This window comes from Acetanaerobacterium elongatum, from assembly GCF_900103835.1.
GTDB classification, from domain to species: Bacteria; Bacillota; Clostridia; order Oscillospirales; family Ruminococcaceae; genus Acetanaerobacterium; species Acetanaerobacterium elongatum.
The window spans coordinates 1-18,010 of sequence record NZ_FNID01000029.1 but is presented as its reverse complement, the minus strand read 5'-3'; the positions used below and the strand labels follow the sequence as shown (position 1 = coordinate 18,010).

At 51.4% G+C, this 18,010-nt stretch carries 20 protein-coding genes; 6 read left to right on the top strand and 14 right to left on the bottom strand.

Annotated elements, in window-relative coordinates; translation table 11 throughout:
• Positions 1-21: 21 nt before the first annotated feature.
• The 13 genes from BLR50_RS10520 to BLR50_RS10460 all read right to left on the bottom strand — a co-directional run bounded on the left by BLR50_RS10520 (position 22) and on the right by BLR50_RS10460 (position 12,738).
• Positions 22-1,023 (bottom strand): elongator complex protein 3, encoded by a 1,002-nt coding sequence (locus tag BLR50_RS10520; protein ID WP_092641784.1) that lies wholly within the window; start codon positions 1,021-1,023, stop codon positions 22-24.
• A complete protein-coding gene (gene rnc / locus BLR50_RS10515) occupies positions 1,020-1,682 on the bottom strand; it encodes a ribonuclease III (RefSeq protein WP_092641852.1) in 663 nt (220 codons plus the stop codon). Before rnc ends, BLR50_RS10520 begins: the two co-directional genes overlap by 4 nt.
• Before the next feature lie 60 nt (positions 1,683-1,742).
• The gene (gene plsX / locus BLR50_RS10510; RefSeq protein ID WP_341465417.1) at positions 1,743-2,783 is read right to left on the bottom strand and encodes a phosphate acyltransferase PlsX; all 1,041 of its coding nucleotides are present in this window, start codon (positions 2,781-2,783) and stop codon (positions 1,743-1,745) included.
• A complete protein-coding gene (gene trmFO / locus BLR50_RS10505; protein WP_092641778.1) occupies positions 2,764-4,116 on the bottom strand; it encodes a methylenetetrahydrofolate--tRNA-(uracil(54)-C(5))-methyltransferase (FADH(2)-oxidizing) TrmFO in 1,353 nt (450 codons plus the stop codon). Before trmFO ends, plsX begins: the two co-directional genes overlap by 20 nt.
• A 144-nt stretch (positions 4,117-4,260) precedes the next feature.
• Entirely contained in the window at positions 4,261-6,363 is a 2,103-nt protein-coding gene (gene topA / locus BLR50_RS10500; protein ID WP_092641775.1) for a type I DNA topoisomerase, read from the bottom strand.
• A 65-nt stretch (positions 6,364-6,428) separates the two neighbouring features.
• A complete protein-coding gene (gene dprA / locus BLR50_RS10495) occupies positions 6,429-7,682 on the bottom strand; it encodes a DNA-processing protein DprA (protein ID WP_143008098.1) in 1,254 nt (417 codons plus the stop codon).
• Positions 7,682-8,476, bottom strand: a complete 795-nt coding sequence (locus BLR50_RS10490) for a TrmH family RNA methyltransferase (protein ID WP_092641769.1) — start codon at positions 8,474-8,476, stop codon at positions 7,682-7,684. Before BLR50_RS10490 ends, dprA begins: the two co-directional genes overlap by 1 nt.
• A gap of 84 nt (positions 8,477-8,560) precedes the next feature.
• Positions 8,561-8,914, bottom strand: coding sequence for a 50S ribosomal protein L20 (rplT, locus tag BLR50_RS10485; RefSeq protein WP_092641766.1), 354 nt, complete (start codon positions 8,912-8,914; stop codon positions 8,561-8,563).
• 51 nt (positions 8,915-8,965) lie between these two features.
• Complete coding sequence (rpmI, locus tag BLR50_RS10480; RefSeq protein ID WP_092641763.1) at positions 8,966-9,163, bottom strand: 50S ribosomal protein L35; 198 nt, start codon at positions 9,161-9,163, stop codon at positions 8,966-8,968.
• Positions 9,164-9,186: 23 nt separating this feature from the next.
• Positions 9,187-9,705: a translation initiation factor IF-3 gene (gene infC, locus BLR50_RS10475; protein ID WP_092641760.1), complete on the bottom strand. Its 519-nt coding sequence runs from the start codon at positions 9,703-9,705 to the stop codon at positions 9,187-9,189.
• 444 nt (positions 9,706-10,149) lie between these two features.
• Positions 10,150-10,863 (bottom strand): CPBP family intramembrane glutamic endopeptidase, encoded by a 714-nt coding sequence (locus BLR50_RS10470; RefSeq protein WP_143008096.1) that lies wholly within the window; start codon positions 10,861-10,863, stop codon positions 10,150-10,152.
• 195 nt (positions 10,864-11,058) lie between these two features.
• Positions 11,059-12,417, bottom strand: a complete 1,359-nt coding sequence (locus BLR50_RS10465) for a PFL family protein (RefSeq protein WP_092641754.1) — start codon at positions 12,415-12,417, stop codon at positions 11,059-11,061.
• 51 nt (positions 12,418-12,468) lie between these two features.
• Positions 12,469-12,738, bottom strand: coding sequence for an ACT domain-containing protein (locus BLR50_RS10460; protein WP_092641751.1), 270 nt, complete (start codon positions 12,736-12,738; stop codon positions 12,469-12,471).
• A 267-nt stretch (positions 12,739-13,005) separates the two neighbouring features.
• Between BLR50_RS10460 and BLR50_RS10455 the strand changes: the two genes are divergently transcribed.
• From BLR50_RS10455 to BLR50_RS10430, 6 genes are all read left to right on the top strand, one after another.
• Positions 13,006-13,827, top strand: a complete 822-nt coding sequence (locus BLR50_RS10455) for a histidinol-phosphatase HisJ family protein (protein WP_092641747.1) — start codon at positions 13,006-13,008, stop codon at positions 13,825-13,827.
• Positions 13,828-13,948: 121 nt separating this feature from the next.
• Positions 13,949-14,428: an Lrp/AsnC family transcriptional regulator gene (locus BLR50_RS10450; RefSeq protein ID WP_092641743.1), complete on the top strand. Its 480-nt coding sequence runs from the start codon at positions 13,949-13,951 to the stop codon at positions 14,426-14,428.
• Complete coding sequence (locus BLR50_RS10445) at positions 14,428-15,591, top strand: aminotransferase class I/II-fold pyridoxal phosphate-dependent enzyme (protein ID WP_423230287.1); 1,164 nt, start codon at positions 14,428-14,430, stop codon at positions 15,589-15,591. The genes BLR50_RS10450 and BLR50_RS10445 overlap by 1 nt, the downstream gene beginning before the upstream one ends.
• Positions 15,592-15,687: 96 nt before the next feature.
• On the top strand, positions 15,688-16,563 hold the full coding sequence (gene ispE, locus BLR50_RS10440) for a 4-(cytidine 5'-diphospho)-2-C-methyl-D-erythritol kinase (RefSeq protein WP_092641740.1): 876 nt from the start codon (positions 15,688-15,690) through the stop codon (positions 16,561-16,563).
• Positions 16,564-16,648: 85 nt separating this feature from the next.
• Complete coding sequence (locus BLR50_RS10435) at positions 16,649-17,248, top strand: stage II sporulation protein R (RefSeq protein ID WP_092641737.1); 600 nt, start codon at positions 16,649-16,651, stop codon at positions 17,246-17,248.
• A 131-nt stretch (positions 17,249-17,379) separates the two neighbouring features.
• Complete coding sequence (locus tag BLR50_RS10430; RefSeq protein ID WP_092641734.1) at positions 17,380-17,589, top strand: DUF378 domain-containing protein; 210 nt, start codon at positions 17,380-17,382, stop codon at positions 17,587-17,589.
• A gap of 222 nt (positions 17,590-17,811) precedes the next feature.
• Here BLR50_RS10430 and BLR50_RS10425 read toward each other — a convergent pair.
• On the bottom strand, positions 17,812-18,010 hold a 199-nt coding region (locus tag BLR50_RS10425; protein ID WP_205408659.1), incomplete at its 5' end, for a transposase.

The window sequence follows — 18,010 nt, the reverse complement described above, 5'->3', positions numbered from 1 at the left end:
AGCGACACATCCTTTAAGGTGTTAGGAATCAATTGTAAATTCGTTAGGCACAACCGTTTCATCGGGGTATACAGTTAAATTATAGTTTAATTCTTTGAGAATTTCCACATTAATTTTATGCTGCCCTATCAACTTGGAAACTGCCTTCGGCGATACACGCACCGTAACATCCCCCTGTGGGATATTTCGGCTTTGCAACTCGTCTTTGAGCTTTTGAAGCATCAGGCGCGACTCGCACAGCTCACGGAAGGCGGGGTGAAACGGCCCGGCCACCATGCCCTGCCTGAGCTCTTCCTCGGCATGCAGCCCCACACGGATAACCTTGATGTGGTACTGCTCGAACAGCGTCAGACATTGTGCGCACAGGTCGACCGTCTCATCCAAGGAAAGAGGTGTATATAACCCTTCACGGTACAGGCGTTCGAGCTCGGTGCCCTTCATCACGATTGTCGGGTAGATACGCACGGTATCCGGTTTAAGTTCGCAGATGCCCTGCGCGGTTTTGAGCGTTTCGGCCTCGCTGCCGCCGTACAAGCCCACCATCATCTGCAGGCCTAGCGAGAAGCCCGCCTGTTTAATCATATGCGAGGCTGTTTTTACTTGTTTAGCCGTGTGCCCGCGGTTGTTTTTACGCAGCACCTCGTCGTTCAAGCTCTGCGCGCCCAGCTCGATAGAGGTAACGCCGTTCTGCTTTAGCAGACCGAGTACCTCGTCATCGATGGCGTCCGGCCTTGTGGAACAGCGGATACCCATAAAGCCCAATTCGTCAATGCACGCCTTGGCCTCTTTTAACAGAGATATCATCACGTCCCGCTCGATGGCGGTAAAGCTGCCGCCGAAGAAGGCGATTTCTGCATCCTTCACCCGATCTCCGAGGCTTTTGCATGCAATATCGCAGGCCTTACGCACCATAGCGGGGGTGGTCGGCTCCTGACTGCCGGAGATACTGCGCTGGTTGCAGAACGAGCAGCAGTGCGGGCAGCCCAGGTGCGGCACAAACAACGCTACGTTGGCGTGCCTCATTTGCCCATCAGCTCCAGCGCCTCACGCGCGGCCTGCTGCTCGGCATCCTTTTTGCTTCTGCCAATGCCGGTGCCGATGACATTGCTGTTGAGGTGCACCTCTACGGTAAAGCGTTTGTCGTGATCGGGGCCGCTCTCATCCACCAGATAGTACGAAACACTCTCTTCCCTGTTTTGCTGGATGATCTCCTGCAGCATGGTTTTATAGTCCTTAAACGGGGTCTGGTTCTTCCCTTCCAGCTGTTTTTTCACAAAACCTAGGATATACTGCGTTACCGGCTCAATGCCGCCGTCAAGGTAGATGGCGGCAATCACCGCCTCAAACGCATCGGACAGAATCGATGGGCGCTCTCTGCCGCCCGAGAGATCTTCCCCGCGTCCGAGCAGGATATAGCTGCCAAGGTCGATTTGTTTGGCAAACTCCCACAGCATACGTTCACACACCAAAGAAGCGCGCAGCTTGGTAAGCTCGCCCTCCGGCAGGTGCTTGTAATGCGTAAACAGGTACTCCGACACCACGATGGACAGCACCGAATCGCCCAGAAACTCCAGGCGCTCGTTGCAGATAGTGCCCTTCTTGGTTTCGTTGGCGTAGGAGGAGTGGGTAAGGGCCGTTTTTAAAAGGGCAGGGTCTTTAAACCGATACCCGAGCTTTTCCATTAGTTCCTTCAAGATATGACATTCCTTTCAGGGGGTTGTGCTTATTGAATCCGATACAGGCTATTCGGCTGCCCCAACCTGAGCGCTCTCGCGCTCGGCCATTTTAGAGCTGAGCGTCTTTAATCCGGCCTCGATCTCGCCGATTACATTCTGCTCATGGAACGCCTTCGCCTGACGGATGGCGTTCTTAAAGGCCTTGGCATCCGAGCTGCCGTGCGCCTTGATCACCGGCTTGTTAATGCCCATCAGCGGGGCGCCGCCGTATTCGGTATAATCCATGCTCTTTTTAAACTCCTGCAGGCCGCTTTTTAGCAGCAGTGCCGCCAGCTTGGTGCCCGCATTCTTGAGCAGCATCTTCTTAATATTGGCCGAGAAGCCTTTGGCAAGCCCTTCGGTGAGCTTTAGGATTACGTTGCCGGTAAAGCCGTCGGTTACCGCAACCTCGCAACCGCCTAAGGGGAGCTCGCGCGCCTCTACGTTGCCGATGCAGTTTACGGGGGCCAGCTTAAACAGCTCGTTTGCCTCAAGCTCCAGCTCGGTGCCCTTGGTCTCCTCGGTGCCCACGTTTACAACGCCCACGCGGGGGTTACTGATGCCCGCAATTTTGCCCATGTATACCGAGCCCATGATACCGAACTGCACCAGCATCTCGGGGCGGCAGTCGAGGTTCGCGCCGGAATCCATCAGCATATACATGCCCTTGGAGGTGGGCAGCATGGGGGCGAGTGCCGCACGCTTAATGCCTTTAATACGTCCAACAAGGGTGGACGAGCCTACTACCAGTGCGCCGGTGCTGCCTGCGCTTACAAACGCGTCGCCCTTGCCCTCCTTTAAAAGCTTTAACCCTACGGCCATCGAACAGTCGCTTTTTGCCTTGATTACATCGGTAGGCTCGTCCTCCATCGAGATTACCTGCGTGGCGTTTGCAAACTCAAAGCCCGCAAGAGAAACACCGTTTTCCTGCGCACAGGCCGTGAGCTTTTCGGTATCGCCCGTCAGCAGCACGGTAACCCCATATTCCCTCACCGCAAGCTCACAGCCCTTTAGAACCGCTATGGGCGCGTTGTCGCCGCCAAATCCGTCAACAATTACCTTCATCATGCTTTCTCCTTTTTATTTGTATACTCATTTTGCTGAGATATGCTTCAAGTGATGCCACCGCGCGCTCGGCAAGCAGGGTGTACCGTTCTTCCTTGCCTTTTACGCGTGTTTCAAGCGGCGGCAGAATACCCATATTGCTGCCCATGGGCTGAAAATCCTTTACCTGCTCGTCGCTGACATAGGCCGTCAGCGCACCGAGCATGGTGTCGGCGGGCAGGCTCAACAGCTCTTGTTGCTTTATAAGTCTCGCCGCGTTATACCCTGCAAGAATACCGCTTGCGGCGGATTCGATATAGCCCTCTACGCCGGTAATCTGCCCGGCAAAGAAGATGCGCGGGTCGCTCTTTAAGCGGCAGAAACGGTCGAGCAGGCGGGGGCTGTCTAAGAAGGTGTTGCGGTGCATCACCCCATAGCGCACAAACTCGGCGTTTTCAAGCCCGGGTATCATAGAAAAGACGCGCTTTTGTTCGGCAAATTTAAGGTTGGTTTGAAAGCCCACCAGATTATACAAGGTGCCGCTTGCGTTTTCGCGCCTGAGCTGCACCACGGCCCACGGGCGGTGGCCGGTTTTAGGGTCGCGCAGGCCGACGGGCTTTAGGGGGCCGAAGCGGATAGTATCGGCGCCGCGCTTTGCCATCACCTCTATAGGCATACAGCCCTCATAAACGCGGAAGTGCTCCTTTTCAAACTCTTTTAGGGGTACACTCTCGGCGTTAACAAGCTCCTGCCAGAAGCGCTCGTAGCCCTCTTTATCAAACGGGCAGTTGATGTAATCATCCTCGCCCCTGCCATAGCGTGCGGCATAAAAAACCTTATCGAGGTTAATGGAATCCAGTGAAACGATGGGTGCCGCGGCGTCGTGGAAGCTTAGATACTCCCTCCCGCACCGGTTTCGGATATCCTCGGCAAGCGCCCCCTGTGTAAGAGGGCCTGTGGCGACAATTACAACGCCCTCGGCAGGCAGCTCTTTAACTTCGCCGTATTTTATCTCAATGTTCGGGTTACTTTTAATCTTATCGGTAATAAACTGTGAAAAGCCCTCGCGGTCTACCGCAAGCGCGCCGCCTGCCTCCACGCGGTTTGCGTCGGCGGCCTGCATTGTAACGGAACCGAGTGTGCGCATTTCGTGTTTGAGCAGCCCCGCGGCAGAGTTTAGACGCTCGGCTTTTAGGGAGTTTGAGCAAACCAGTTCGGCGAAGGTATCGAGCTTATGCGCGGGGGAATGGGCAAGCGGCTTCATCTCGTAAAGCGTAACCGAAACGCCCTCGCAGGCCAGCCGATAGGCCGCCTCGCACCCCCCAAGGCCCGCACCGATGATGTGTACCTGAGCCATGCCTGCCTCCTGTTTTATATATTTCGGATATTACTGCGGGCGATTGATAATCGCCCCTACAAAATCATCATGGCGCTACAAATAAAGATGTAGGGGCGCATATTATGCGCCCGCAAATTTCTCTGCCAGCCAGAAGATTTTCAGTTACTCCTGCTCATCCTTTTTGGAGGGCAGGGGTTTCTCGAAGCCGCAGCCCTCTTTAGAGCAGTAGATTCTGCCGTTTTTGCCGCCCTTTTTGAGCAGGGTGGAGCCGCACTGCGGGCAGAACTCCTTGGTGGGCTCATCCCATGTCATAAACGCGCATTTGGGGTTGTGCTCGCAGCCGAAGTATACCTTCCCCTTCTTGGACTTTTTGCTGAGAATACGGCCGTTGCACAGTGGGCAGACGCCGCCAGTCTCCTGCACAATCTTCTTGGTGTTTTTGCATTCCGGGAAACCCGGGCAGGCCAAGAACTTGCCGAAGCGGCCGGTTTTAATCACCATCTTGCGCCCGCACAGCTCACACACTACATCGGTTTCCTCGTCCGGCACCTTTACGCGGGTGCCCTCCATCTCCTTTTCGGCGGTGGCAAGGGTATCGGCAAAATCGCCGTAGAATTCGTCCAGAATAGAAACCCACTCGCGCTCGCCGGTTTCAACAAGGTCGAGGTTCTTTTCCATAGAGGCGGTAAACTCGGCGTCTACAATCTTTTTAAAGTGATCCTTCATGAGGTTGGTGGTCACCTCACCCAATGCGGTGGGCTTAAGCGACTTTGCCTCGCGCTCTACATACCCGCGCTGGAGGATGGTGGTAATGGTAGGCGAATAGGTGCTGGGGCGACCGATACCGTTTTCCTCCAGCGCCTTGATGAGCGAGGCTTCGGTGTAGCGGGCGGGTGGCTGGGTAAAGTGCTGGTTGGGTTCGAGTGCGCGCTCCTTCAGCTCCTCACCCTGTTTGAGCGGCGGAAGGGCGGTGTTATCCTCATCCTCTTCGTCCCTGCCCTCTTCGTATAATACCGTAAAGCCATCAAACTTCACCGAGAAGCCCGAGGCCTTGAATACATAGTCGTTCGCTAAGATATCCGCCGCAACGGTATCCAGCAGTGCGGTAGCCATCTGGCTTGCGATAAACCGCTCCCAGATGAGCTTGTAGAGCTTATACTGATCCCCTGTAAGACTGCTTTTCACCTGTTCGGGGGTGAGCGACGGCATAGACGGGCGGATGGCTTCGTGCGCGTCCTGCGCGTTGTTCTTGGTTTTATAAACACGCGGGCTATCGGGCAGATATTTTTTGCCGTACCTCTGCTCGATATACTGCGCGGCGTCATCCTGTGCCTCTTTAGATACACGCAGCGAGTCGGTACGCATATAGGTAATCAAGCCCACAGCACCGTAACCCTCAACCTCTACGCCTTCATACAGCTCCTGCGCCGCCTTCATGGTGCGGCGCGCCTGAAACCCCAGCTTGCGCGAGGCCTCCTGCTGCATGGTGGAGGTGGTGAAAGGGGGCGCCGGGCTTTTTTTGCGCACGCCCGTTTTCACCGCGCCCACAACAAAGCGACAGCCCTTCAGCTCGTTTAAGATGCTGTCTGCCTGCTCCTTGTTTTTTATCTCAATCTTTTTATTCTTGCCGTAAAACTTGGCCGGGAACATCTTACGCTGACCATTAGCCGAAAGCTTGGCGTCAATAGTCCAGTATTCCTCGGTTTTAAAGGCGCGGATCTCATCCTCACGGTCGACAATCAAGCGCACCGCCACCGACTGTACGCGCCCCGCCGAAAGCCCGCGGCGTACCTTGCGCCACAAAAAGGGGCTGAGCTTATAGCCCACCACACGGTCGAGGATTCGTCTGGCCTGCTGTGCGTTTACAAGATCGATATCAATGGCGCGTGGAGCCGCCATACCGGCCTTCACACCCGTTTTTGTAATCTCATTGAAGGTAATGCGGTTGGTATCGGCCGGATTAAGGTTTAACAGATGCGCAAGATGCCACGAGATGGCCTCTCCCTCACGGTCCGGGTCGGTGGCAAGATAGACGGCATCACTGGCCTGTGCGGCCTTTTTGAGCGATTTAATCAGGTCTTCCTTGCCCTTAATATCCACATACTTCGGTTCAAAATGATGCTCAATATCCACGCCCATCTTACTCTTGGGCAGGTCGCGGATATGCCCCATCGATGCAACCACCTCAAAGCCGCTGCCAAGGTATTTTTTTATGGTTTTTGCCTTTGCGGGTGATTCTACGATGACCAGATTAGAATTTGCCATTGATGATCCTCCAAATTCACCGGCTGCGCGGTGAGCTTCTGTTTTAATGCAATATTATGTTTAACTCAAACGGAATACCGCCTGCCGGGGTAGGCGCGCACCAGTTCTTCTATCTCAAGCTCTGTGATGGCGGATAGCACCTCGGGGGTTGAAAGCCCCGTCTGCACCGCAATTTCATCCACATGCGTTTTTTCGGTTTTGGTTCTTAATATATCATATACCTTAACCGCCTGCCCGGTGAGGTAATCGGGAAGGCTCTGTGCCTCCGCCTTCGGGTTCCCAGGCACGGTAAGGATCGGTGGCTGTTCCGGCCGGGGCTTAGACGCCTTTTTCTGAGCCGGTAAAGCAGATTTCTGATGTTGGGCCGGCAGGTAATAATAACAGCGCGGAATCTTTTCAAGATTTAACTTGTCCTTGAACAGCCCTTCATATTCAATAAGTATATCATAAGCGCTGCCGATGGGGATAGCGCCGTCGCGCAGCAGACGCAGAGAGCCCGCGGAGTGCTCACAGTAGATACTGTTTGGAACGGTAAAGATATCGCGCCCCTGCTCCAGCGCAAGGTTCGCGGTGATGAGCGAGCCGCTCTTCACCCCGGCCTCTATGACCGCAATTCCGTTGCATAAGCCGGAGATAATGCGGTTGCGGATGGGAAAGTTCCTGGCGATGGGCCGCGTTCCCGGCGGAAACTCGCTGAGTATAGTGCCTTTACTGCGAATCTGCTCGGTTAATGCCTCGTTCTCGCTTGGATAAATTACATCCGGCCCGCAGCCAAGCACGGCAACCGTTTTGCCGCCTGCCAAAAGCGCACCCTCATGCCCGCAGGCGTCTATGCCAAGGGCAAGGCCGCTTACTACAACAGCACCCGCCCGGGCAAGGTCGTAGCCGATCTGCCTTGCAACACTGCCCCCGTAATCACTCATACGGCGGTTGCCCACCACCGCTATGGCAACTAAACGGTCAAGTTCCGGAAGCATACCTATTCCATACAGTACAACCGGCGGGGCATAGATATTCTTCAGCTTTTCGGGGTAAAGGGCATGATCAATGGTATAAACATCAATGCCCTTCTGTGTGCACTTTTCAAGAATTTTTTGAGCCAGTTCAAGCGGGGTGTTTTTCACCCGCGCTATATCGGCAGGTAAAAGGTCGTGAACGCCGGAAAGCCCCGCCTGCACCGAATCGTAAAAGGCCTTGGCGGAGCCGTATTGCTTTATAATATTGTAAGGCTTCACACTGCCTTCACCAAAACATTGCTGCAGCCAGATGCAGTATTCCGTCATCCGGTTTCCCTCGTTTTCAATTTGTGATGCTGCCACTACCCTTGGCCGCGCGCCATCTCCCACATAATAATCCCCGCCGCCATCGCCGCGTTCAGCGATTCAGCCCTGCCGCGCATACGGATAGTAAGCCTGTAATCGCAGGCCTGTGCAAGCTCACTGGTAAGGCCGTTGCCTTCGTTGCCTATAAACACAATGCTGCCCTGTGGAAATGTCAGGCTCGTAATGTCATCCGCGTCCTCGTCTACCACTGCTGCGTAGGTTTTAAGCCCCATCCCGCTCAGCTTCCGGCAGGCTTCTGTACTGCTCTGCACCTCAAATACCGGCAGACGAAAAACCCCGCCCATCGTTGCACGAATTACCTTGGGGTTTAGGATGTCACAGCAATCGGCGCTTAAAACAACGCCGGAAAGCCCCACCGCCTCGGCGGTTCGCAGAATGGTTCCAAGGTTTCCGGGGTCTTGAATATGCTCAAGGCCTATATAAAGCCCGTTAGTGTTTATTTTATCCAACTGCGTCTTTTTGTCAAGCATTTCGCAAACACATAAAACCCCCTGCGGGGTTTTGGTATCGCAAACCTTGGCAAAAACGCTGTCGGAAACCTCGTAAACCAAAGCGCCCGACACCGTTAAGGGCTTGAGCAGGTTGTAGTATTTCTCGCCGGCCCCGGTGGTGATAAACACATAGCGTATACGAATGCCGCTTTCCACCGCATCCAGGCACAGGCGCAGCCCCTCAATCAAAAAGAGCCCCTGCTCGCTGCGCTCCTTTTTTGAGACGGAAAGCTTTGCGGCAAGCTTAACCACTGGGTTTTCAACGCTGGTGATCACCATAAACCCGGGCACCTCCTCTATGTCGGTTTTTGTCTTAAAAAATACGCCCGAGTCTGCAAGACGCGGGCGCAGTGTAATTTGTTATTAGAGAGCGGCCTTTGCCTTTTCGGTGAGCGCTGTAAAAGCAGCGGCATCGGAAATGGCAAGCTCGGAAAGCATCTTGCGGTTTAATACGATACCGGCCTTGGTTAAGCCGTTCATAAAAGTGGAGTAGTTCATGCCGTTTGCTCTGGCAGCAGCAGAGATACGAGCAATCCACAGCTGGCGGAAGCTGCGCTTCTTCTGCTTGCGGCCAATATAAGCGTACTGGCCGGATTTCATTACGGCCTGTTTGGCAGTTCTAAAAAGCTTGCTTTTGCTGCCGTAGTAGCCCTTGGCAAGCTTTAATACCTTCTTTCTTCTCTTGCGGGTCATCATTGCGCCCTTTACACGAGCCATTCTATATTACCTCCGTTATGGTTGTTTTCATAAATTCAAGACAGCTAAGGCTTATTTGTAGGGGATTAAAAGCTTAATCTGGGCTACATTGGTCTTGTCGGCATATGCAGCAGCGCGAAGAGTTCTCTTACGCTTGGTGTTCTTCTTGGTGAGAATGTGTCTCTTGTATGCGTGCGCACGCTTCACCTTTCCGTTCTTGGTAAGGCTAAAGCGTTTTTTTGCGCCGGAATGTGTTTTAATCTTTGGCATAGCTTAGGGTTCCTCCTTAAAGATTATTTTGTGGGCTTCGGCGCAATAAACATCAGCATACTGCGCCCTTCGAGCTTCGGTTGCTTTTCAACACTGCCAACGCCCGAACATGCCTCTGCAAAGCGCTTCATGATTTCGTTGCCCATCTCGGGATGCGCCATCTCGCGCCCGCGGAAACGAATGGAAGCCTTCACCTTATCGCCATCCTCTAAAAAGCGGAGAGCGTGGTTCACCTTGGTGTTGAAATCGTGGGTATCGATATTCAGCGAGAGGCGAACCTCTTTGATATCTACAACCTTCTGATTCTTTTTGGCATCCTTTTCACGTTTGGCCTGTTCAAACCGGTATTTGCCGTAATCCATGATGCGGCAAACAGGCGGTGTTGCCTGAGGAGCAATCTTAACAAGGTCAAGATTTTGTTCCGACGCAAGCTTTAATGCATCGCGGGCAGACATAATCCCCAACTGGGAACCGTCGTTGCCGACTATGCGCAGCTCTTTGTCGTGAATTTCCTCATTGATAAGCAGTTCCTTATTGCTAATAGTAAAGCACCTCCAAAGCCCTTTTACTTAAAATCACAAAGCGCGGACAGCAAAACACCATCCGCGCATACAATACCGCAAAAACGCCTAACCAGCGCCATGCAAAAATATTGACGCCGCAGCGCAAACAAGCGTGCGGGTGAGAACGGGTTGCAGTTCTTCTTTGTTTTCCATGTAATTTTATCAGCAAACTTCGTGGTTGTCAAGGGTTAATTTATGTGTGGAGTTCTGGATGGCCGATTGAAAAGACAATTGCCCCCTAAGAAAAAAAGATTAGCTCAACAAAGCAACTACTTGTAAACGGTTGGCAACCGCACCAACAAGCATAATGAGATAAAAGCTGTTGATAGTTATCACGATTTTAAAACCTTAAAAATCGAGCAAAAGCTTTGATTTATGAGTTTATAAGAAGATATTTTACATAGGTTTTACGAGTGATTAGCATTATAGAGCATGGCTCTCTTCTCTTTCAGTAAGGTATGGGCGCCTGAAAAAGTCTTTTCTACTGATTACAAGGATAATAACACAGGCTATACCGAACACTGCCGCCTGTACAGCGTAAAGCGTTACACCAAAGCGCCCCCAGAGCCACAATCGTGAGCAAATATTCAGTAGTAGATGAAAAATACCCATCGCCAATACGCTGCCGCTTGTTTGATTGTATATCCAAGCCATAATGGCAGAAAGCTCAATAGTCGTTATGGTGAAAAGCAGAAAGCCTAAAATGCCGTAGGAGAAGTTTATATGCCACACACCCCAGACAGTACCGATAATCAACGAACCGGCAAACGGAGAAAACCGCTTCTGCAATGCAGGCAGCAGAAAACCGCGCCAGCCAATCTCCTCGCCGAAGCACCCGAACAGCATAAAAATAATATTCAGGATGTAAAACCGTGCATCGCCGCCCCACGGCTGATAGCGCAGCTCCAGCATGGGTAACGGAAGCGCACTGAGCGCAATCAGTGAAACCGGCAGTAAAACCGCACAGGCATACCATTTAAGATGAGCTCTTTGCGGCCGCAGACGTTTTAAAATATCCGTGAAAGCTGCAGGGTTACCGGTAAGCAGGCAGAACACCAGGGCACCCAGCGTGGGCGCATACTGCGGGAACGAGACGGAATAGCCGCCCGCGGCGGGAAAGACAAAATGCAATAACAACAAAAGCCCGCTGAGCAGGAAGGTTATTATGCAATATGAAACTGCAGGGCTTTTTTTGAGCAACGATGTCAAGTAATTCACCCTCTGATTGTATTATACTTATCTCAATTATAAAACCTCTAGAAAGCCAAACAAAAGCTTGAACTTATGGCTTTTGCAAAAGTTTTTTAGTAAAGGCTTTAATGAGAATTAGTATTAGTTCTTTAAGCTCTGCAGCGGGGCGGGGATTCTGCCGCCGCGGTTGATGAACACCGCCGGAGAGGTTTTGTTAATCTTCATTACGGGTGCGCTGCCGAACAGCCCGCCCCATTCAAGGTGATCCCCCACATCTAAGCCAATGGCGGGAATTACCCTTACGGCCGTAGTTTTGGAGTTCACCATGCCGATGGCGGCTTCGTCGGCGATAATGGCACTGATGATTTCTTCGGACGTGTCACCGGGGATAGCGATCATATCGAGGCCCACCGAACAAACCGCCGTCATGGCCTCCAGCTTTTCTAAGGTAAGTACACCGCTTTCAGCTGCGGCAATCATACCGGCATCCTCTGAAACGGGAATAAACGCGCCCGAAAGGCCGCCTACATGAGAGGAGGCCATTACGCCGCCCTTCTTTACGGCGTCGTTAAGCAGCGCAAGCGCCGCAGTGGTGCCGTGGCAGCCGCACTGCTCCAAGCCCATCTCCTCAAGGATATGCGCCACCGAGTCGCCAACAGCAGGGGTAGGCGCCAACGAAAGGTCTACAATACCAAACGGCACATCCAGGCGCTTGGAGGCTTCATAGGCCACCAGCTGGCCCATACGCGTAATCTTAAACGCGGTTTTCTTAATTACATCGGCTACCGCCGTAATATCGCAGGCAATTCCCGCCTTGGCTAGGGCACAGCGCACCACGCCTGGGCCGGAAACACCTACGTTGATAACGCAGTCCGGCTCGCCCACGCCATGGAACGCGCCCGCCATAAAGGGGTTATCCTCCGGCGCGTTGCAGAACACCACCAGCTTGGTGGCGCCCACACACTGGCGGTCGGCGGTAAGCTCGGCAGAACGCCTGACGATACCGCCCATCAGCTTAACGGCGTCCATATTGATACCGCTTTTGGTTGAACCGATATTAACCGAGGAGCATACGCGTGTGGTAACGTTCAGTGCCTCGGGGATGGCCTGAATGAGCTCGAGGTCGCCTGCCGAAAAGCCCTTGTGCACCAGTGCCGAAAAGCCTCCGATAAGGTTTACGCCGCACTCCTTGGCCGCCTTCTCCATCGCCAAGGCGTACTTTACAGGGTCACCCTTGCTCGAGGCCAGCAGCATCGAGATGGGGGTTACGGCAATACGCTTGTTGATAATCGGGATGCCATACTGTTTTTCGATCTCATCGCCGGTTTTAACAAGGTTCTGCGCCTTGCGGGTTATTTTATCGTATACCTTCTCACAGGCACGATCGATATCGCTGTCGCAGCATTCCAGCAGCGAGATGCCCATGGTTATGGTGCGTATATCAAGGTTTTCATCCTGTATCATGCTGATTGTTTCAAGAATATCGCTGACGTTAATCATTAAACGAATCAAATCCTTTCTTTGCCCAACGCTATGTGCCATGCAGCCCGATCAGATTCTGTGCATGGAGTTAAAGATATCCTCGTGCATGCAATGAACACTCAAACCCAGTGCCTTGCCCTGCTCGCCCAGCTTATCAGAAAACTCGCTGAAGCCGATGGTCATTTTAGAGATATCCACCATCATAATCATCGCGAACATATCCTGCAGCACCGATTGCGTTACATCCGATACATTCACATTGTACTCTGCGCAGATGGTACTGATCTTCGCGAGAATGCCTACCATATCCTTACCAATTACTGTTATTACCGCACGCATTGTCTCATCCTCCAAAAAATAATTTACGACGCTGCCCCAGAAGTACAAGGCATGATACTAACGCCCTTTTACTTGGCAGCCATAAATACCTTTTCATAATAACATATTTTAAAATTGAATAAAACAGCCTAGCAAAATTTTCACATTATCTATAATTCTTTTGATAAATGTGCTATGATAGTGTCATGCATGTTGGTGAATGCGTTAAAAAATGCGTGTTTATAGATATTGTTATTCCTTTGCATAGCTGAAAGGAGCCTGTTTTCAATGTCTTATATCAACCTCTACGACAGTCACACTCACTCCGACAATTCGCCCGACGGACGGGAATCGGTAACCTATATGTGCGAAAACGCTATTGCCAAGGGGCTGCGCGGCATTTCGATTACCGACCACTGTGAGATGGATAACTTTGAGGGCGGGCGGTACAATATCTCTACAAAGCAATCCTATTTTGAATCTCTTAAAGCGAAGTCAGTATTCAGAGGCAGCCTGATTGTTTCATCGGGCGTGGAAATCGGGCAGCCGCTTTATAACCTAAAGCTTACCCGTCAAACCCTTGCTTCGTTTGAATACGATTTCGTGCTGGCCTCGATGCACAACATGATTGACGGCTCGGATTATTTTTATGTGGATTACTCCGATATGGGCGAAGAAGAGATTGACTGTATTCTGAAGAATTATTTTAAGGATTTGCTGGATATCTGCAATTGGAATGAGTTTGACTGCCTTGCGCACCTCACCTACCCATTGCGCTACATAACCGGAACGCACGGAATACCGGTTGAGTTAAGCAGATATAACGATATTATTGATGAAATATTAAAAACGCTTGCCAGAAACGGCAAGGCGCTGGAGATTAACACCTCGGGCTTTCGGCAGGGCTTAGAAACCGCACTTCCGCCGCTTAAGTATATTAAAAGGTTCAAAGAGCTTGGCGGTGAACATGTTACCATCGGCTCCGACGGGCACCGCAGCGAGGATGTAGGAAAGGATATTGAAAAAGGCATGGAGCTTGCAAAAGAGGCCGGCTTTGAGCAGTTTACCATCTACCTTTCGCGTACGCCCATGTTAATTGACATTAAGTAGACACTAACTGAATATCCGGCTTGGATATTTATTTTCAAGTTATCCACGAAATGCGTTAATAAAGGTACATCCTATCGGGGTGGACTTTTATAATATAAAAGGAACTGGAGTGACACTTGTCATGGATAAGTTACTGAGGATCTTAGACACAAACGCACGTTTATCGAACGAGCAGCTTGCCGTAATGCTGGGCGCAAAGGCGGAGGACATCGCCGCAGCCATTGCACAGTACGAGGCGGATGGCGTCATTCGTGGATATAAGGCATTAATCGATTGGGACCGAGCATGCACCGACCATGTTACAGCCCTTATAGAGCTGCGCGTTACCCCCAAGCGTGATCTTGGCTTTGAAGAGATTGCCAAGAAGATTATGCTGTTTGATGAGGTAGAGAGCGTTTACCTGATGTCTGGCGGATATGACCTTGCGGTACTGATTTCAGGCAAAAACTTTAAGGATATCGCTTTATTTGTGGCGCATCGCCTTTCGCCTATGGATTCGGTGCTTTCTACCGCAACCCATTTTGTGCTGCGCCGGTATAAGGACAGCGGGATTGTATTCTGCGACACCGACCATGATGAGAGGGGGAACGTGTCGCTGTGATCGACTACTCTAAAATACTGCCCGAGAAGGTTGTTAAGATGAAACCTTCGGGCATTAGAAAATTCTTCGACATTGCCAACGAGATGGACAATGTTATCTCGCTTGGCGTGGGCGAGCCAGACTTCCAAACCCCCTGGACTATCCGCGATGCAGCGATTCTTTCGCTCGAGCGCGGGCAGACACGCTACACCTCCAACTGGGGGCTGATGGAGCTTAGAAAAGAGATTGCAAACTACCTGAAAAGACGTTTTGATATCAGCTACGACCCCAAAAATGAGATTGTAGTTACGGTTGGCGGGTCGGAGGGTATTGACATCTGTATACGCGCGCTGTTAAACGAGGGCGACGAGGTGCTGATTCCCGAGCCCTGCTTTGTATGCTACGACCCGATTGTTTCTTTATGCGGCGGCGTGCCGGTGCCGGTTCCCACCAAAGCAGAGGATAATTTTCGCCTTACCCCCGAGGCGCTGAAGGCGAGAATCACCCCGAAAACCAAGCTCTTAATACTGCCCTACCCCAACAACCCCACCGGGGCGGTGATGCGGCGTGAGCACCTGGAAGCGATTGCCGAGGTAATCCGCGGCACCGACATTATGGTGCTCTCGGATGAAATCTACTCCGAGCTTACCTATTCCTCCTCGCATGTTTCCATCGCTTCATTAGAGGGCATGTGGGAACGCACGATTGTTATTAACGGCTTCTCAAAATCATATTCCATGACCGGCTGGCGCCTAGGCTACGCCTGCGGGCCGGAACCGATTTTGCACCAGATGATTAAGATCCACCAGTTTGCCATTATGTGCGCGCCCTCTACCAGCCAGTATGCGGCGATTGAAGCGCTTAGGCATTGCGACCCACAGATTCGCATGATGGTTGAGGACTATGACATGCGCCGCCGTTTAACCGCAGACGGGTTTAATCGAATCGGGCTTTCCTGCTTTGAGCCGGAGGGTGCGTTCTATGTATTCCCCTGCATTAAATCCACCGGCCTATCGTCTGAGGAGTTCTGCGAGAAGCTGCTCTTTTCCAAGCGGGTGGCGGTAGTACCCGGTAATGCCTTTGGCGCAAGCGGTGAGGGGTATATCCGAGTTTCCTACTCCTATTCGGTTGAACATATTATAGAGGCTATAAAACGCATCGAAGAGTTCATCAATACCCTGTAATTTGGCGCTATACGGAAGGAAGGACATTGGGCTGAATTAAGTACCTAAGACAGATGTTCCGTTCAGCTCGTAACCACAGAAAGGATCGAAAGCAGTATGAACGAGTGTCGCATAGAGGCACCCGCTAAGATTAATCTTACACTGGATATTACCGGTGTTCGGCATGACGGCTATCATATCCTGCGCACGGTGATGCAAACCGTTACGCTGTGTGATTACCTGCTGCTGCGCAAAACCCCAAGCGGCGGTATTCAGCTGAAATGCGACCACGAGGAGCTCTGTTGTGACGAGACCAACCTCGCTTGCCGCGCGGCTTCTGCATTTTTCGCCTATACCGATATTCCCCCTGTTGGTGTGCAGATTGTAATTGAAAAGAATATTCCGCTGGAAGCGGGGCTAGCAGGAGGCAGCGCCGATGCGGCGGCTGTTTTGATGGGGCTGAATGTGCTGTTTGATACCGGGCTGAGTGATCGTACGCTTTGTGAGCTTGGCCTGCCACTTGGCGCAGACGTACCGTTTTGCATTATGGGCGGTACCATGCAGGGGGAAGGCATCGGTGAGATTCTTGAACCTCTGCCCTCCCTTCCGAAATGCTATTTCGTAATCGCAAAACCCGAAAGCGGTGTAAACACCAAAGAGGCCTACGCGCTCTTTGATAGAGAGAACCCCATCCGTCGGCCGGATAACGACATGATGGTGGCAGCGTTAGCTGCCGGCAGCCTTGAGCATATCGGCAACCAGCTGTGCAATGTGCTGGAAGGAGTATGCCCCCTTCCCGAGGTAAGCCGCATTAAGCAGACCATGCTTGAATGCGGGGCTTTGGGGGCGGCAATGAGCGGCAGTGGCAGCGCGGTGTTCGGGCTGTTTGAAAACAAAGGCGATGCCAGGCACTGCCTTTCTATCCTGAACGACCACTACGGTGCGGTGTTTCTTGCCAAGCCTTGCCCGCATGGTGCGGCAATAGTTGAATAAACTTATTTTAATTGCATAATACCATAAAAAACCGTCCATATTACCCTTGAAAAACATTTCAGAGTATAAAGGACGGTTTTTACATATGAAAAAGCTCGAGCTTTCCATCTTCATTGCACTATTACTGACAATCGCCGTGGGCAGCTTTACAGGTTTTGCGCAACGCTGTGAAGAACTGAGCGGCAAGGTGCTTCGGCTACACGTGATTGCAAATTCCGACAGTACTGCCGACCAAAGCATAAAGCTAAAGGTTCGTGATACCATATTAAAGGAAAGCGGCACATTGCTGTTTAATAACCCCGATAAGCAAAACGCCAAGAAGAGGCTTTCACAGAACCTAGAAGAAATTGAGGTCACCGCTAACCGAATGCTTGCCGAGAACGGCTTTGATTATCAGGCGCAAGCCTCGATAGAGAATAAATACTTCAATACGCGTGTTTACGATAACGTCACCCTGCCCGCGGGATATTATGATTCGCTTTGTATTAGGCTTGGTAAGGCGCAGGGTAAAAACTGGTGGTGTGTGGTTTACCCACCCATGTGCCTGCCCGCCGCCTGCGAGGAAGCGGAGCTGGCCGAGGTACTCAACGATGACGAGCTGCACATTGTTACCGACAAGGGTAGTTATGTAGTAAAGTTTAAGCTGCTGGAGCTGTATGAAAAACTGGTTGGCAGAAAGAAATAAATCAGTTGCAATAGTAGTGAAAACCACCTTAACGTATAAACGCAATTATTAACGGAAAACTATGTTTATCTGCACAAAGTTTGCAGACATAGCACTATGCTATATCTTTACCCAAAAGGAGATGAATACGCATGCTAGACAGAATATCTTTAATTTTAGTGATAATCGGTGCCTTAAACTGGGGTAGCATAGGCATATTCAGCTTTGACATCGTAGCATGGATCTTTGGCGGGCAAACCGCAATCCTCAGCAGGATTATCTATACCCTTGTAGCACTGGCAGGTATTTGGTGCATTTCGCTCCTCTTCAGGAAGGACGAACTGGTGGAGGGCCACCGATAATACTCATTTTGAATAATGGGCTTATTGGGCGGCAAACGCCTCCTCCTGCCACTGATACTTCTAATGCAGGAATAATAGCGCGAAATCAAAACCACCAGTTAAACTGGTGGTATGCACCAGCCCTAAAAGGGCATATTACTGGCACAGCGTCTCAAGACGCACTGAATGGTTCCGCCAACCGCATTACTATTACGGGCAGCCGCTAAAGCGGCTGTTCGTTTTTCATGCCTTTGTTTCCTTGCTACCCGTGAACGGGTCTATGTATTCTTTGAATGATATTTGATCTGAAGCTATGTCTTCTTGTAATTGGTTTTTGATATATTCTTCAATTACTTTTGCATTTCTTCCTACTGTATCAACATAATATCCTCTGCACCAGAAATGCCTGTTCCCATACTTATACTTCAAATTTGCATGCCTA

Excerpts from the sequence above, each read along its gene's own strand:
- topA (WP_092641775.1), bottom strand. The coding sequence starts at position 6,363 with ATGGCAAATTCTAATCTGGTCATCGTAGAATCACCCGCAAAGGCAAAA.
- plsX (WP_341465417.1), bottom strand. The coding sequence starts at position 2,783 with ATGATGAAGGTAATTGTTGACGGATTTGGCGGCGACAACGCGCCCATA.
- rpmI (WP_092641763.1), bottom strand. The coding sequence starts at position 9,163 with ATGCCAAAGATTAAAACACATTCCGGCGCAAAAAAACGCTTTAGCCTT.
- BLR50_RS10460 (WP_092641751.1), bottom strand. The coding sequence starts at position 12,738 with ATGCGTGCGGTAATAACAGTAATTGGTAAGGATATGGTAGGCATTCTC.
- rnc (WP_092641852.1), bottom strand. The coding sequence starts at position 1,682 with ATGGAAAAGCTCGGGTATCGGTTTAAAGACCCTGCCCTTTTAAAAACG.
- BLR50_RS10465 (WP_092641754.1), bottom strand. The coding sequence starts at position 12,417 with ATGATTAACGTCAGCGATATTCTTGAAACAATCAGCATGATACAGGAT.
- BLR50_RS10490 (WP_092641769.1), bottom strand. The coding sequence starts at position 8,476 with ATGGTGATCACCAGCGTTGAAAACCCAGTGGTTAAGCTTGCCGCAAAG.
- rplT (WP_092641766.1), bottom strand. The coding sequence starts at position 8,914 with ATGGCTCGTGTAAAGGGCGCAATGATGACCCGCAAGAGAAGAAAGAAG.
- trmFO (WP_092641778.1), bottom strand. The coding sequence starts at position 4,116 with ATGGCTCAGGTACACATCATCGGTGCGGGCCTTGGGGGGTGCGAGGCG.
- BLR50_RS10435 (WP_092641737.1), top strand. The coding sequence starts at position 16,649 with ATGAAAAAGCTCGAGCTTTCCATCTTCATTGCACTATTACTGACAATC.
- BLR50_RS10450 (WP_092641743.1), top strand. The coding sequence starts at position 13,949 with ATGGATAAGTTACTGAGGATCTTAGACACAAACGCACGTTTATCGAAC.
- BLR50_RS10520 (WP_092641784.1), bottom strand. The coding sequence starts at position 1,023 with ATGAGGCACGCCAACGTAGCGTTGTTTGTGCCGCACCTGGGCTGCCCG.
- BLR50_RS10455 (WP_092641747.1), top strand. The coding sequence starts at position 13,006 with ATGTCTTATATCAACCTCTACGACAGTCACACTCACTCCGACAATTCG.
- BLR50_RS10430 (WP_092641734.1), top strand. The coding sequence starts at position 17,380 with ATGCTAGACAGAATATCTTTAATTTTAGTGATAATCGGTGCCTTAAAC.
- ispE (WP_092641740.1), top strand. The coding sequence starts at position 15,688 with ATGAACGAGTGTCGCATAGAGGCACCCGCTAAGATTAATCTTACACTG.